Source organism: Nonomuraea sp. NPDC003560, assembly GCF_042878785.1.
In the GTDB taxonomy this organism is placed as follows: Bacteria; Actinomycetota; Actinomycetes; order Streptosporangiales; family Streptosporangiaceae; genus Nonomuraea.
In genome coordinates, this window is record NZ_JBIAOF010000001.1 from 894,869 (window position 1) to 908,628 (window position 13,760).

The 13,760-nt window shown below is 74.1% G+C and carries 15 protein-coding genes; 5 read left to right on the forward strand and 10 right to left on the reverse strand.

Annotation, left to right across the window (positions count from 1 at the left end; translation table 11 throughout):
• Positions 1–157: 157 nt before the first annotated feature.
• Complete coding sequence (locus ACFYUV_RS04270; protein WP_352329725.1) at positions 158–319, forward strand: hypothetical protein; 162 nt, start codon at positions 158–160, stop codon at positions 317–319.
• On the opposite strand, the gene ACFYUV_RS04275 is transcribed toward ACFYUV_RS04270, so the two are convergent.
• Genes ACFYUV_RS04275 through ACFYUV_RS04290 form a run of 4 tightly spaced genes read right to left on the reverse strand, consistent with a single transcriptional unit; the run spans position 302 to position 3,945 of the window.
• A complete protein-coding gene (locus tag ACFYUV_RS04275) occupies positions 302–937 on the reverse strand; it encodes a VOC family protein (RefSeq protein ID WP_387664714.1) in 636 nt (211 codons plus the stop codon). The genes ACFYUV_RS04270 and ACFYUV_RS04275 overlap by 18 nt on opposite strands.
• Positions 915–1,772 carry an alpha/beta fold hydrolase gene (locus tag ACFYUV_RS04280; RefSeq protein ID WP_387664717.1) on the reverse strand — a complete coding sequence of 286 codons (858 nt, stop codon included), beginning with the start codon at positions 1,770–1,772 and terminating at the stop codon, positions 915–917. The genes ACFYUV_RS04275 and ACFYUV_RS04280 overlap by 23 nt, the downstream gene beginning before the upstream one ends.
• On the reverse strand, positions 1,769–2,704 hold the full coding sequence (locus ACFYUV_RS04285; protein WP_387664719.1) for a Rieske 2Fe-2S domain-containing protein: 936 nt from the start codon (positions 2,702–2,704) through the stop codon (positions 1,769–1,771). The genes ACFYUV_RS04280 and ACFYUV_RS04285 overlap by 4 nt, the downstream gene beginning before the upstream one ends.
• Entirely contained in the window at positions 2,701–3,945 is a 1,245-nt protein-coding gene (locus ACFYUV_RS04290; protein WP_387664722.1) for a flavin monoamine oxidase family protein, read from the reverse strand. Before ACFYUV_RS04290 ends, ACFYUV_RS04285 begins: the two co-directional genes overlap by 4 nt.
• 51 nt (positions 3,946–3,996) lie before the next feature.
• Here ACFYUV_RS04290 and ACFYUV_RS04295 point away from each other — a divergent pair, with 51 nt between their 5' ends.
• Positions 3,997–5,187 (forward strand): cytochrome P450, encoded by a 1,191-nt coding sequence (locus tag ACFYUV_RS04295; RefSeq protein ID WP_387664725.1) that lies wholly within the window; start codon positions 3,997–3,999, stop codon positions 5,185–5,187.
• A gap of 13 nt (positions 5,188–5,200) precedes the next feature.
• On the opposite strand, the gene ACFYUV_RS04300 is transcribed toward ACFYUV_RS04295, so the two are convergent.
• The 3 genes from ACFYUV_RS04300 to ACFYUV_RS04310 are packed head-to-tail and all read right to left on the reverse strand — an operon-like array spanning position 5,201 to position 7,423.
• A complete protein-coding gene (locus tag ACFYUV_RS04300) occupies positions 5,201–6,058 on the reverse strand; it encodes an ABC transporter permease (RefSeq protein WP_387664727.1) in 858 nt (285 codons plus the stop codon).
• Positions 6,055–7,011, reverse strand: a complete 957-nt coding sequence (locus ACFYUV_RS04305; protein WP_358285392.1) for an ABC transporter ATP-binding protein — start codon at positions 7,009–7,011, stop codon at positions 6,055–6,057. The genes ACFYUV_RS04300 and ACFYUV_RS04305 overlap by 4 nt, the downstream gene beginning before the upstream one ends.
• 40 nt (positions 7,012–7,051) lie before the next feature.
• A complete protein-coding gene (locus tag ACFYUV_RS04310) occupies positions 7,052–7,423 on the reverse strand; it encodes a hypothetical protein (RefSeq protein WP_358285393.1) in 372 nt (123 codons plus the stop codon).
• A gap of 306 nt (positions 7,424–7,729) precedes the next feature.
• Between ACFYUV_RS04310 and ACFYUV_RS04315 the strand changes: the two genes are divergently transcribed.
• From ACFYUV_RS04315 to ACFYUV_RS04325, 3 genes are read left to right on the forward strand one after another with little or no spacing between them, the layout of a single operon-like run.
• Entirely contained in the window at positions 7,730–8,986 is a 1,257-nt protein-coding gene (locus ACFYUV_RS04315; protein ID WP_387664730.1) for a cytochrome P450, read from the forward strand.
• Positions 8,987–9,006: 20 nt separating this feature from the next.
• Entirely contained in the window at positions 9,007–9,855 is an 849-nt protein-coding gene (locus ACFYUV_RS04320; protein WP_387664733.1) for a class I SAM-dependent methyltransferase, read from the forward strand.
• Positions 9,852–10,037, forward strand: coding sequence for a hypothetical protein (locus tag ACFYUV_RS04325; RefSeq protein WP_189646391.1), 186 nt, complete (start codon positions 9,852–9,854; stop codon positions 10,035–10,037). Before ACFYUV_RS04320 ends, ACFYUV_RS04325 begins: the two co-directional genes overlap by 4 nt.
• 22 nt (positions 10,038–10,059) lie before the next feature.
• Here ACFYUV_RS04325 and ACFYUV_RS04330 read toward each other — a convergent pair whose 3' ends face one another.
• From ACFYUV_RS04330 to ACFYUV_RS04340, 3 genes are all read right to left on the reverse strand, one after another.
• Positions 10,060–10,404, reverse strand: a complete 345-nt coding sequence (locus tag ACFYUV_RS04330) for a YciI family protein (protein WP_352356825.1) — start codon at positions 10,402–10,404, stop codon at positions 10,060–10,062.
• A gap of 69 nt (positions 10,405–10,473) precedes the next feature.
• Positions 10,474–10,800 carry a YciI family protein gene (locus tag ACFYUV_RS04335; protein WP_387664736.1) on the reverse strand — a complete coding sequence of 109 codons (327 nt, stop codon included), beginning with the start codon at positions 10,798–10,800 and terminating at the stop codon, positions 10,474–10,476.
• Between the two features lie 19 nt (positions 10,801–10,819).
• Positions 10,820–13,747, reverse strand: coding sequence for an NHLP bacteriocin export ABC transporter permease/ATPase subunit (locus tag ACFYUV_RS04340; RefSeq protein ID WP_387664739.1), 2,928 nt, complete (start codon positions 13,745–13,747; stop codon positions 10,820–10,822).
• Between the last annotated feature and the right edge of the window lie 13 nt (positions 13,748–13,760).

A 13,760-nucleotide genomic window follows, 5' to 3' on the forward strand; every position in this document is an offset into this window, starting at 1 on the left:
CCTTCCGATAATCGATACGTATTACGCAGTGACGGGCCCGGCGTGCGGGGCCCAATACGTAGGCCGATACGTATATTCCGGCGTTATTCTGGACCGCCCGCCCGGCCTGTTCGATGATGCGTCTGAGTTCCGTTCCGTCTTTCTTCAAGGAGCGCGCATGGGATTGAACCTCCGGCTGGTCGTTCCCCTGGTCTACGCCGCCGCGGTGGTCGTGGCCTTCCTGATCGGCAAGACGGTCGGCTCGGTGGTCGTCATCGCCGGCGCCGTCCTCGTGGCCCTGTTCTTCGTGCTGTCCGGCCGGTCACGTCAGCGCGAATAGAGCCCCCCACGGGTCGCGCACGATCGTCGCCCGGGGATGCCCGGGGGCGGTCGTGGCGCCCAGCCGGGCCGCCGCCGCGCCGGTCGCGGCACGGTCGGCGGTCGCGAAGAACGTCATCCACTGCGGCCGCGCCCCCGTCCCCTCGCGGACCTCGGGCGCGACGCCGAGCAGGTCCCGGTAGAACGCGGCCCCGGCCGACCACAGCTCGTGGGCGCACCACGTGCCCGGCTCGCCGGCCAGCACGATCCCGGCCGGCCGGTGCCCCTCCCAGAAGCCGACGGCCGCCCCCGCCGGGTCGGTCGCGAACAGCACGCGCCCGTCCTGGCCGGCCGCCATCGGGCCGAAGACGACGCCGCCGCCCAGCTCCTTCACCCGTACGGCCACGGCGTCCGCGTCCGGGGCCGCCAGGTAGGTGTTCCAGGAGGCGGGCAGGCCCGGCGGCACCCGGCCGAAACCGGCCACGACCTGGCCGCCCAGCTCGACGAAGGAGTAGCCGCCCTCCTCGCGGAAGGTCCAGCCGAACAGCTCCCCGTAGAAGGCCCGCGCGCCGGCCGGGTCGAGCGCCCCGTAGTCCACCCAGCACGGCTCGCCCGGCTCATAGTGCTCGTGAATCGGCACGCCCGGCCTCCTCGTCCACATCGTCCACATCGTCCGCTTGGTCCGCTTCGTCCGCGTCCAGGGCCGACAGCCGCAGGTGCGCGGCGACGAGCGGCGCCACGACCTCGGGCCGCTCGATCAGGCACAGGTGGCCGGCCCCGGGGACGGTGACCGTGCGGCACCGGGGGACCGACTCGCGCAGCAGCGCCGCGCCGGCCCGGAACGTCGGCATGTCCCGGTCGCCAACGACGACCAGCGTGCGCGCCCGGATGCCGCGCAGGTCCTGCACCGTGTGGACGTGCCTGCTCAGCCCGTGCATCGCGCCGTCGCGCAGCTCCCGCCACGAGTGCCCGGCCACGATCGCCCGCAGCCTGGCCCGCAGCTCGGGATGGTCCTCGGTGCCGCGGAAGATGTCCGGCGGCGAGGACATCCACAGGTCGGCGAGCTGCTCGCCGTCCGCGCCCATCCGGGCCAGCCCGGCCAGCGCCCGGTAACGCTCGGCGGTGCCCGGCTCGGGAGGCGCGCCGGCGATGGTCGGGGAGCCGACGATCAGCCCGCGCACGTCATCGGGATGGTCGACGGCCAGCTGCAGCGCGATCATCGAGCCGATCGACTCGGCCACCACCAGCGTGGCCGACTCCGCCCTGGCCAGCCCGGCCAGCTCGGCCGCCAGGGCGGGCAGCGACGTGCCCGGCCGCAGCGGCCCGGACCGCCCGTGTCCCGGCAGGTCCACGCCGACGTGCCGCCAGCCGGGCAGCAGGTTCCACAGCGGCTCCCAGACCGAGGCGTCCATCGTGTAGCCGTGGATCCACAACACGGCCCGGCCCTCGCCGGTCGAGCGCACGTACAGGCTCATGAGGACGCTCCGGCGGAGGCGGAGGCGGAGGCGGGGACGGGGGCGAAGCCCTGGCAGAAGCGGCGGAAGGCGATGACCGGGGTGTCGCCGGCGTCCAGCCGCTGCGGGGCGCCGGTGTCCAGGTGGTCCCAGACGACGCGGTCCTGGTCGAAGGCGTAGCGGGCGCCGTGCACGAGCGCCGGCAGCGAGTCCCGCTGGTCCGGCCGCACGCCGATGGCCACCCGTCCCACGCAGCCCGTCCCGTCCGGCACCGCGCCGGTGACGATCGTGTACGGCGCCGACTCCGTGCCCAGCTCGGTCACCACGAGGTGCGGGCTGTAGGCGCGGGCCACGAACCGGGAGGCGAAGTCGAGCCGCCGCTCCCGCTCCCACGGCGGCGCCTTGGTCCGGAACTCGCCCTCGATGACCAGCTCGTCGTGCCCGCCCATGCTGACCCGCATGCCGCGCACCGAGGGCACCAGGTGGACGGTGCTGAAGTGCTGGGCGTCGAAGGCGTTCTCGACGACGTACTCCGCCGGGACCGTCACCGGCTGGTTCACCGCCGCCACGATCACCAGGTCCTCGGCCGCCTGCTTGATCGCCTGCTCGAAGCCGCGGTCGTCGCCGGGGTCGCCGGACAGCCGGGCGAACAGCGCCGCCCCGGCCCGCAGCGTCCGCAGCTCGCCCACCGACCAGCGGCGGCCGGACCCGCCGAGCGAGACGCGCTTGCCGTGGAAGGGGCAGATCACGCAGTCGCCGTCCAGCTTGCCGCCGTAGGCCAGATGGGCGCCCCGGTGGGGGCAGGTGGCCTCGAACACCCGGATCCGCTCGCCGTCGCGCACGGCCATCAGGCGCGCGCCGCCCAGCCGCAGCGGGGTGATCCCCGGGCCGATCTCGTCGTCGAGGGCGAGCAGGAACCACCCGCCGTGCAGCTCCCCGTTTCCGGCCGTCATCTCTCCAGCGCCCCAATCACCTCTGTGGCCGCGCGCTCCCCGCTGGCCATCGCCATGTGCGCCATGGGCGGGCCGGACAGGCCGACGGTGGCCTCCCCGGCGAAGAAGACCGTCCCGCCCAGCGGCTCGGCCCAGGCCGGGGACGCCCACAACGTCCCCACGCCCGGGTAGGTGTACGCGCCGCCCGCCCACGGGTCGGCGCCCCAGTCGGACACCACCACCTCCGGGTTCAGCCCCCGCGTCCACGGCAGGGCGCGGGCCAGCAGCGCGGCCAGGCCGCCCGGCTCGGCCCACGCGCTCCGGGCCGCCGCCGCGGCCCGGCCCTTGGCCATCACCAGCACCTCGGGCCGCCCGGCGGTCGTGCTGACGAACCCCAGACGGCCGCCGGCGTCGAAGACCACGACGGACTCGGGGGCGGCCACGGGATAGGCGGCCAGCCCGCACCAGGCGTCGCCGGGCCGCAGCTCGTAGGCCGCCGCCTGCTTGCGAACCGGCAGGTCGTCCAGCACGAGCCGTCCCTCGGCGACCACCGGCGGCGGCACGGTCACCACGGCGGCGGCGGCGCTCTCCACGCGCCCTGCGGCGGTCAGCGCCCGCACCCGGCCCGGCGTCCAGGCCAGGCGGACGACCGCGTCGCCGAGCCGCACCCGCAGCCCCTCGGCCAGCCGCGCGGGCAGCCGGTCGAAGCCGCCCGGCAGCGCGAACTCGCCCCGCCCGGACCGGTCGGCCCGGCGCAGCGCGGCCAGCGCGGGCGCGCTCAGCGCCTCCGGCTCGGCCGCCCAGTTCTGCCTGAACCACTCCGCCGCCGGCTCCAGGGCCTGCGGGCACCGCGCCGTCTCCTCCTTGAGCCACGTCGCGACCGGCACGTCCCAGGGGCTCGCCCCCGCCAGGCGGCGCAGCGGCTCCCGGGCCGCGCCCGACGTCAGCCGCTCCTCCAGCAGCGGCGGCGTGGGCCGCAGCGCGGTCAGCGGGCGCGGCCCGCCGGGCAGCAGCACCCGGGCCGCGCGCCGCGGCACCGGCACGGGCGCCTCCAGGCCGGGCAGCGCCGCGATCGGGTTGCGGTCGCCGTGGATGACCTGCGCGCCCAGCTCCAGCAGGGTCGGCCGGTGGGTGCGGATCCGGCCGCCCACCCGCTCCCTGGCCTCCAGCACCGTGACCGCCAGCCCGGCGGCGGCCAGCCGCGCGGCCGCCGCCAGCCCGCTCACCCCGGCGCCGATCACGACGACGTCAAGCTCTGCCACCGGCACATCCTCTGTAGTAGTTTGTCCTCGGCCTGATCACGAGGAGACGCCATGACGGCACCCCGCACGCTGCCCGGCCACCTGCCGCACCCGTTCTCTCCTCGCGGGCGGCTCGACCCGTATCCGGCGTACCGCTGGCTGCGCGAGCACGATCCCGTGCACTTCGACGTCACCTCGCGCATGTGGCTGCTGACCGCGCACGCCGACTGCGCGCTCGCGCTGCGCGACCCGCGCTTCTCGGCCGCGCTCGGGCAGCGGGAGCGGGTCAGGGACGACGAGCTGCCGCCGTCGATGCTGACCACCGATCCCCCCGAGCACCAGCGCCTGCGCTCGCCCGGCGCGCTGCTGATGGGCCCGGCCGCGATTCGCGGCATCGCCGGCGACATCGAGGCCGGCATCGGCGCGGTGCTCGACGGGCTGGCCGGCCGGGAGGAGATCGAGGCCACCGCCGACCTCGGCGAGCCGCTGGCCACCGGCGTGCTGGCCAGGCTGTTCGGCCTGCCGGCCGCCGACGTGCCGGCCTTCGCCGGGCTGGCCGCCCGTGTGTCGGTCAACCTCGACCCGCTGGCCGGGCCGCAGGCCGCCGCGGCCGGGCGGGCCGCGATGGGCGAGCTCACCCGCTTCCTCGGCGAGCGCGCCGACGCCGCCGCCGAGGCCGCCGGGAACGGGCCGGGCGGCTCGCCGTTCGGGCGGCTGGCCGCCGACGACCGGCTGACCAGGGCCGAGATGCTCGGCATCGCCGCGCTCACGGTCGTCGGCGGGTGGAAGCCGCTGGCCGAGATGGTGGGCAACGCCCTCCACTGGCTGCTGCCGCGCGAAGAGGCCGCCGGCCTGATCAGGGACGGCGGCCCGCAGGTGGCCGAGCAGGCCGTCGACGAGCTGCTGCGGCTGGAGTCGCCGATCCCGTTCACCGCCCGGGTGACCACCGAGGCGGTCCCGCTGGAGGGCGGCCTGATCCCGGCGGGGGCGAGGGTGCTGGCCCTGGTCGGGGCGGCCAACCGCGATCCGGCGGTGTTCGACCGGCCCGACGAGCTGCTGGTCACCCGGTCGCCCAACCCCCATCTGGCCTTCGGCGCGGGCACCCATCTCTGCCTGGGCGCACCGCTGGTCAGGCAGGCCGGCGGGCTGCTGCTGAGCGGGCTGCTGGAGCGGTATCCCGGGCTGCGCCGCACGGGGAAGCCGCCCGCCTGGGCGCCGGGCCTGGTGCCCAGGAGGCTGACCGGCTTCACCCTCGCCATCTGAGACCCTTCCCCGGTCAGCGGACGTTGGCGCCGCGCCAGCGGAAGGTCAGCAGGCTCAGCAGCAGCGCCGCCAGGCACCAGCCGCCCAGCACCGCGGCGGTCCTGCCCAGCTCCCACGCGCCGGCGGGCTCCACCACCGCGAAGTCGGCCGGCAGGAACACCGAGCGCAGGCCCTGCGTCATCCACTTCAGCGGGAAGAACGCCGCCAGGCTCTGCATCCACGCCGGCAGCTCGCTGTAGGGGAAGAACACCCCGGAGATGAACTGCAGCACCAGGAACGGCAGCGTGACGATCGCCGCGGCCGAGCGGGCGTTGGGGATGATCGCGCTGAAGGCCACCGCCAGCAGCGAGCAGGACGTCGCCCCGAGCAGCAGCACCCAGGCGAAGGTCAGCCAGTGTCCGGCGTTCGGCGGCAGCGGCAGGCGGAACAGCGCGACGCCGACGCCCAGCAGGATCGCCGCCTCCAGCACCCCGGTCACCACCACCCGGACGATCTTGCCGACGAAGTACGCCGTCTTCGGCATCGGCGAGGAGGCCAGGCGGCGGATCATGCCGTTGTCCCGCTCGATCGCGATGTTGATGGCCAGGCCGTTGAAGCTGACGCTCATGATGCCGCAGGCGATGATCCCGGCCACGAACATCTGCTTGAAGTCGGTGTGCGTGCCGGGGACCGTGCCTGAGAAGATCGAGCCGAGCACCAGCAGCAGCACGATCGGCAGCAGCAGCGTGAAGAACAACGACTGCCGGTTGCGGAAGAACGACTTCAGCTCCACCGACGAACGGGCCGCCGACGCCCGCCACAGCCCCGACCCGCCGCCCGACGCGCGCACGGGACGGCCCTGCTCGGCCACGATCGCGTTCGAGCTGGTCATGCCTGGGCCCCCTGGTTCTCGCGGATCAGCTTGAGGTAGACGTCCTCCAGCGTGGGCCGGTGGACGCGCAGGTCGGGCAGCTCGTCGGCGCCCGCGCGGGCGGCCCAGGGCAACAGCGCGGCCAGGGCCCGCGTGGGCGTGTGGGTGAGCAGCGTGAGCGTGCCGCCGGGCACGCCGGGCGTGCAGGACGGGTCGAGCGCGGTGCCCGCGGGCAGGTCCGGCAGGTCGGCCGCGCTCAGCTCGGGGGTGAGGGTGAAACTGACAGCGGCGGGCGTGTCGCGCCGTCCGCCCAGCTCGCTCACCGGCCCGGTCTCGACGATCCGGCCGGCCACGATCACGGCCGCGCGCTGCGCCAGCGCCTCCACCTCGTCCAGGTAGTGGGTGGTCAGCACGGTCGTCTTGCCCTGGTCGGCGAAGAAGCGGACCAGGTCCCACGCCTCCATCCGGGCCTCCGGGTCCAGCCCGGTGGTCGGCTCGTCGAGGAAGATCAGGTCGGGGTCGCCGACGACGCCGACGGCCACGTCCAGGCGGCGCAGCTGGCCGCCCGAGAGCGTCTGGGCCTGCTTGCGCTCCTTGGCGCCGAGGCCCACCATGTCGATCACCTGCGCCGCGGGCAGCGGCGCGGGGTAGAAGGCGGCGAAGTGCTCGACGACCTCGCGGACGGTCAGGTCCGCGTAGGCGCCCGTCGTCTGCGGCACGATGCCGAGCCGCGCCCGCCACTGCGGGGCGTCCTCGGCCGGGTCACGGCCGAGGACTCGCACGTCGCCGCCCGAACGCCTGCGCACGCCTTCGAGGATCTCGACCGTGGTCGTCTTGCCCGCGCCGTTGGGGCCGAGTAAGGCGAACACCTCTCCGGGACGAACGTCCAGGTCCACACCCTGCAGGATGAGAGCGGGACCGTACTGCTTGCGCAGCCCCCGTACGTGGATGGGGTTCGCCTGGTCGTCGGACATGATCTCCTCTACCTCCTCTTGGCGTGCGTGGCTCCCGGCGTCAGGTGCAGCAGCAGCAGGGGCAGCAGCAGCAGTTGACGTCGCCGGCCGCGATCGAGTCGAGGTCGCCCTCGCTCAGCTCGGCCATGTCGATCTGCGGCGTCTCGGGGATGTGGAACTCGAACGTCCCCGTCTCCAGCCCGCGCTCCCACAGCGAGACCTGCACGTCGAGGTTCGTGTCGTGGTGGCCGTCGGGAACATTGCGCACGAGGTTGATCTGGGCGCCCGCGGGAACCTCGAGGCCGGCCTCGGCCAGCGCCTCACGGGGGTTGCTGTCCAGCTTCGCCGAGAATTCCTCGCTCGACCACGCGGTGATCAGGACTCGCGTGTAGGCGTTGACGAATTCGGTCCGCTCTCTGGGGTTCAGGGCCATTGCGTCCTCCTGGAGCTTTTCCCCTTCGGCGCGGTGCGCCGTCTCGGAACGGAGTCTTACACAGCCGAATTCGCAGTGCCTAGACTTAATTTCCGGGGCCCTGGATTAAGTATTGAGAGCCCTCTGCTTAAAAGGTACTCTGCAAATACGCCGACCGGAACAATACGAAGCGATATACGTATTCGATGGCCGGAAATGCGTATCGAGAATATTCGTCTGCGTAAGCCATCGGGAGAACCCATGTCCGGGACGTACGTATCCCCCCGGGTGCCGCCGGGACCCGCCGGAACCCAGAGCCTGAGGGCCATGCGCGACGCTCCGCTGGAGTTCGTCACCGCCATGGCGGCCCTCGGCGACGTCACCCGCCACGACGCCGACGGCGAGCCGGTCTACATGCTCAACCGCCCCGACCTGGCCAGGCACGTGCTGAAGGAGAACGGCGCCGCCTACACCAAGGAACGCACGCCGGACGACGACATGCTCCGCCCCCTGCTCGGCAACGGCCTGCTGACCAGCGACGGCGCCGAGTGGGCGGCCCAGCGCAGGATGTGCGCGCCCGCGTTCAGGCCCGCCGAGGTGGGCCGGTTCGACCGGGTCATCGTGGAGGCGGCCGAGAACCTGGTGGCGCACTGGGCCGGCGGCCGGCCCGTACGCGTCGACCACGACCTGACCTCGCTCACCCTCACCGTGATCGTGAAGGCCATGCTGGGCACCGACATCGGCGTCGCGGGCGAGGGCTTCGGCCGCGCCGTGGACGCGGTCAACCGCTTCATCGGCCACTACGTGCCCAGCGACGACCCCGACCCGGCCGACACGGCCGCCCGGCACGCCGGCTTCCTGCGCGCGCGGGCCTTCCTCGACCGGGTCACCAGGCTCATCATCGCCGCCCGCCGGGCCGGCGGCGCGGGCGACGACCTGCTCGGCGCGATGCTGGCCGAGGGGCACGCGATGTCCGACGCCGACCTGCGCGACCAGGTGCTGACCATCGTGATGGCCGGGCACGAGACCACCGCCAAGTCGCTGACCTGGACGCTCTACCTGCTGGACCGCAACCCGGCGGCGGCCGAGGCGGTGCACGCCGAGATCGACGAGGTGCTGGCCGGCCGCTCGCCCACGGCCGCCGACCTGCCCAGGCTGCGGCGCTGCCGGCAGGCCGTCCAGGAGGCCATGCGGCTCTACCCGCCGGTCTGGCTGATCTCGCGCCGCGGGACGGCCGACGACGTGCTCGACGGCTACGACGTACCGGCCGGGTCGCTGGTGTGCGTCAGCCCGTGGGTGCTGCACCGGGATCCGAGGTACTGGGAGCAGCCGGATGCGTACCGGCCGGAGAGGTTCGACCCCGACCGGGCCGCCCGGCTGCTCAGCCACCAGTACCTGCCCTTCGGCGGCGGCCCGCGCATCTGCGTCGGACGGCACTTCGCGCTGGTCGAGGCCACGCTCGTGCTCGCGGTGATCCTGCGCGGGCTGCGCATGGAGCTGGTGCCGGGCTTCCCCGTCGAGCCCGAGGCGCTGGTCACGCTGCGGCCCCGGCACGGCCTGATGATGACCCCGAGGCCCCGGTGAGCGCCCCGGTGAGCGCCCGGGTGAGTGCTCAGGCCGCGACCGGCTCCTACGACGCCGCCAACACCACCTGGGGAGGCGTGGCGGGCGAGCTGGCCCGGCTGGAGGCCCAGGCGGCGCTCTCCTTCGAGGAGGAGCTGCGCATCATGCGCGACCTCGGCCTGCTCGGCCAGGGCCCGCTGCTGGAGCTCGGCGCCGGGTCCGGCGCGGTCACCCGCAGGCTGCGCGCCGCCGAGCCGGGGCTGCCGGTCATCGCGCTCGACGTGGACGCCGCCCTGCTGCGCAACGCGGGCGGCTGCGGCGCGCCGCTGGTCACCGCCGACGGCGCCCGGCTGCCGTTGCGTACCGGCAGCGTGGGCGGCGTACTGCTGCGGTACGTACTGCAGCACGTGGGCGATCCGGCGCCGATGCTGGCCGAGGCGCTGCGCGTGCTGCGTCCCGGCGGCCGGATCGTGGTCGTCGAGGTGGACAGCATGTTGTGGGGGCTGGCCGATCCGATGTACCCGGAGCTGGCCTCCGTGCACGCCACCATGGCGCAGGCCCAGCGCGGCGCCGGAGGCGACCGGCAGATCGGCAGGAAGCTCACCCGGCTGCTGCGCCGCGGCGGGTTCGCCGACGTGGTGCTGCGCCCGTTCGCCACCACCAACGACACCCACCCCACCGCGGCCTTCGCCCCGCACCTGGGGCCCGAACGCCTGGCGCCGCTCGTCGCCTCGGGCGCGCTGCCGATGGCGGGGCTGGCCCTGGCCGCCGACCGCTGGCGGCGTTTCCTGGCCGACCCGGACGCCTGGGTCATGCTGCTCGGCTTCGTCGTCGCCGGGACCGCACCGTACGGACCGGCTCAGCACCCATCGGAAGGAAGCACGTCATGAGTCCGTTCTGGAAGATCTTCATCGCGATCTTCAGCTACATCAGCGCGATCGTGGGCCTCGGGCTGGCCGTCGTGAACGCCAGCGAGAAGCCGCCCGCGACCTCGCTGGCCATCGTGTACGGCGCCGCCGGCCTGCTGTTCCTGGCCGTGGGCGTGCTGCTCAGCCGCAGAGCCCGCTACTGAGGGCGGCCCGGGGCCCGAGCCTTCAGGAGGCCGGGTCGCAGGGGCGCACCTCGACGATGTCGCCGGGCGCGTAGGGCATCTTGCGCGCCCACGACTCGGCCTCCTCGGCCGACTGGACCTCGATGACCCAGATGCCGCCGATCTGCTCCCGCCCGACCGCGTACGGCCCGTCGACGGCGGGCCCGTCGGGCCTGACCAGCTTGCCCTCCCTGGACCTGGTCAGCCCCGCGCCGTACTTGACCTTGACCCCCGCCATCGCCATCGCCCGGCCGAACTGGCGGTGCGCCTCGGCCATCCGCTCCCGCTCGCTCTCGCTGAAGGCGTCCCAGAGCATCTCGTCGCCGTGGATCAGCAGCACGAAGTCCATGAGTCGTCTACCTCCCTGTGGGTTCTGCCCCAAAGGCGTGGTGGGGCGCGGGCAGAGCCCCGGTTGGCACTATCGTGACATCCTTCCACGGTCGCAGCGCCGTAACTCGACCCGGTCGCCCGGCCCGGCCGGCAGGCGCCCGGCCCACTCCAGCGCCGCCTCCTCCGACGGCAGGTCGAGGATCCACATGCCGCCCAGCTCGGGACGGCCGTCCTCGCGCGGCTCCCCCTTCGCCGCGTCCGGGCGGGCCAGCCGCGCGCCGAACAGCACCGTGACGCCGGCCTCCCGCAGCTCCCGCCCGAAGTCGAGGTAGGCGCCGAACAGCGCGGCGCGGTCCTGTCCGGACAGCTCGGCCCAGGCCCGTTCCGGCCCGTGGATCAGCAGCGCGAACTCCATGACGGCTCCTCCCGTGCGCTCACATCTGCCGCCGCGCCAGCCGCGCGAACAGCCCCTGCTCCTCGGCGAGCAGCTCGTCGTAGGTGCCCTGCTGGACGATGCGCCCGCCGTCGAGCACCAGGATCTTGTCGGCGTCCCGGACGGTGGACAGCCGGTGGGCGATGACCACGCGCGTGGCGTTGAGCCGCCGGGTGCTCTCGGCGATGACGTTCTGGGCGGGGTTGTCCAGGGCGCTGGTCGCCTCGTCGAAGAAGACGATACGGGGCCGGGAGACCAGCGCCCTGGCGATCATGATGCGCTGCCGCTGGCCGCCGGAGAGCGTGTTCGTGCCCTCCGACAGGACGGTGTGCATGCCCATCGGCATGGCCGTGATGTCGTCGGCGATGCCGGCCATCGCCGCCGCCTCCCAGGCGTCGTCGATGGTGTGGTTCGTGCTGCCGACGATGTTCTGCCTGATGTCGCCGGCCAGCAGCGCGCCGTTCTGCAGCACCACGCCGCACTGCCGGCGCACCGCGCCGAGGTCCAGTTCGCCCAGGTCCTGGCCGTCGTACAGGACCGAGCCGACGTCGGGCTGCTCGAAGCCGAGCAGCAGGCGCAGGATGGTGGACTTCCCGCTGCCGGTCGGGCCCACGATCGCGACGAACTCGCCGGGCTCGATCGACAGGTCGATGTCGGTGAGCACCGCGGGGCCGTCCGCGCCGTAGCGGAAGGACACCCGCGACAGGCTGACGCGGCCCGACAGGTCGCCGGGGTCGGCCTTGCCCGCGTGGTCCTCCGGCTCGGCCTCCAGCACCGGCGCCAGCTTCTCCAGCATCGGCACGACGCCCATGGCCGTGATGGCCGCCCCGGTGAACTGCAACACCGAGGCGATGAGCAGGCTGAACGCGGCGAAGAAGGCCAGGAACGCGCTGATCGGGAGCTGCCCGCGCAGCGGCCCGGCGGCCACGGCGAAGATCACGACCGAGCAGACCAGCGGGAACCCGGCGTTGAAGGTGGTCACCACGTTCTGCAGCCGCCGGGCCGCGGCCGAGGTGGTCCTGGTGGCCATGAAGTCGCGCGTCCACACGCCGAACGCCTGGTCCTCCGCGGCCGCCACGCGCAGCTTGGGCACCGCCGACAGCAGCTGGAACACCCGCGAGGACAGCCGCTGCTCCTGCTCGTACAGGCGGCGTTGCAGGCGCACCTCGAAGAAGCCGGCGACCGCGCACACCAGCACGCCGGCCAGCACCAGCAGGGTCGCCAGCAGCGCCAGGCCGACGTCGTAGAAGTACACCAGCGCCAGGTTGGCCAGCCCGCCGAACAGCCCGAGCGTCGCCGTCGTCATCACGCCCGACAGCGTCTCCTGCGCCGCGCTCACGCCCAGCACGGTCGTGCCCAGCTCGCCGGTGGAGTACCGGCCGAAGAACGTGACGGGCAGCGACAGCAGCCGGGTCCACGCGCCCGCCTGCACCCGGGCCGACGAACGGCCCTCGATGCGCAGGGCCGCGACGTTCTGCACGATCGACAGCGCCCCCGCCACCAGCGCGCCGCCGATCACCAGCGCCGCGCCCTGCACGATGAGGTCGCGCTCGGCCCGCTGCACGAACGTCCCCAGCACCAGCCCGGTCATCGCGGGCACCAGCAGGCCGATGACCGCCACCAGCGTGCCCAGGGAGGCCAGCACCCACAGGTCGCGGCCGTTGCGGGCCAGGCCGAAGCGCAGCAGCCCGGCCACGGTCCGCACCTCGCGCGGCAGCGGCTGGTACAGCACCTCGGCCTTGCCGCTCAGCGTGGCGGCCACCGCCTTGGTGATCGGCGTGACCCGGCTGTGGCCCGGCTGGGCCACCACGTACCGCGAGCCGATCGGCAGCAGGGCCACCGGCGTCCCGTCGTCGGACCGGTAGCCCACCATGGGCCCGATGTCGTGTTTCCACCAGCCGTCGTCCAGCCGGACCGAGCGCGTGCGCACCCCGGAGGCCAGCGCGACGGCCTGCAGCGGATCGGACCCCCGGGCCTGGCCGGGCGGCGGCGCGGTCACGGTGAACCCGCCGTGCGAGGCCACCAGCCTGGCCGCGGCCAGCGCCGGCGGGTCGGCGGTGACGTCGGCCAGGCGCACCTTGGCCTCGGTGTCGCGGACCAGCGTGTCGAAGCCGCGGCGGGCCGCGCGGGTCGTGCCGGCCTCGCGCTCCTTGCGCCGCCGCAACGCCTCCAGCTCCTGCGCCCGCCGCCGCTCGACCCGGCGGTCCACGGTGTAGAGGAAGCGGATGGCGTGCTCGACCCAGCGGGCCCAGATCGTCTCGTCGGCCAGCAACTGCCAGGTCGAACGGGCGCGCAGCCGGGCGGGCGCGTCGGCGACCAGCCAGTCCCGCTCGGTCACCGCCAGCTCGGCGCCCGCGGTCAGCACGCCGGCCACCCCGTCGGGCATCTCGACCGCGCCCGCCTCGACCGTCATCCACCGCACGCCGTCCACCGACCGGGCGGCGCGCCCGGCGGGCAGCTCGGTCACCGCGTCGGGCAGCAGCGGGACGAACTCGCGCGGCGGCAGCGCGTCGCGCAGCGCGGTGGCCAGCGCGATCATCCCCGCCTCCAGCCCGCGGACGAACTGCCGGACGGCCAGCCCGTACTCGGCGGTGGACATCGTCGCCGACCGGTTGGTGCCCGACAGCTCGCCCAGCCTGGCCAGCGGCAGACGCGACACGCGAGTGCCGAGCACCGGACGGCCCACGATGCCGTGCCTGGGCCCCTTGGGCGAGCCCGGCAGCAGCGTGCCCTGCCGGACCCGGCACAGGTAGTGCCACCGGCCGACCGGACGGCCGCCCTCCAGCCGCACCGCGAACAGGTCGACCGCGCCCTCCTCCACCAGCAGTACCTCGCGCACGCCCGACACCACGAACAGGTTCTCCGCCGAGTAGTCCACCGGCGTGGCGGCGTCGGTGAAGAACGGGGAGAAACCGGCCACCTTCAGCACTGCGTCATCCTCC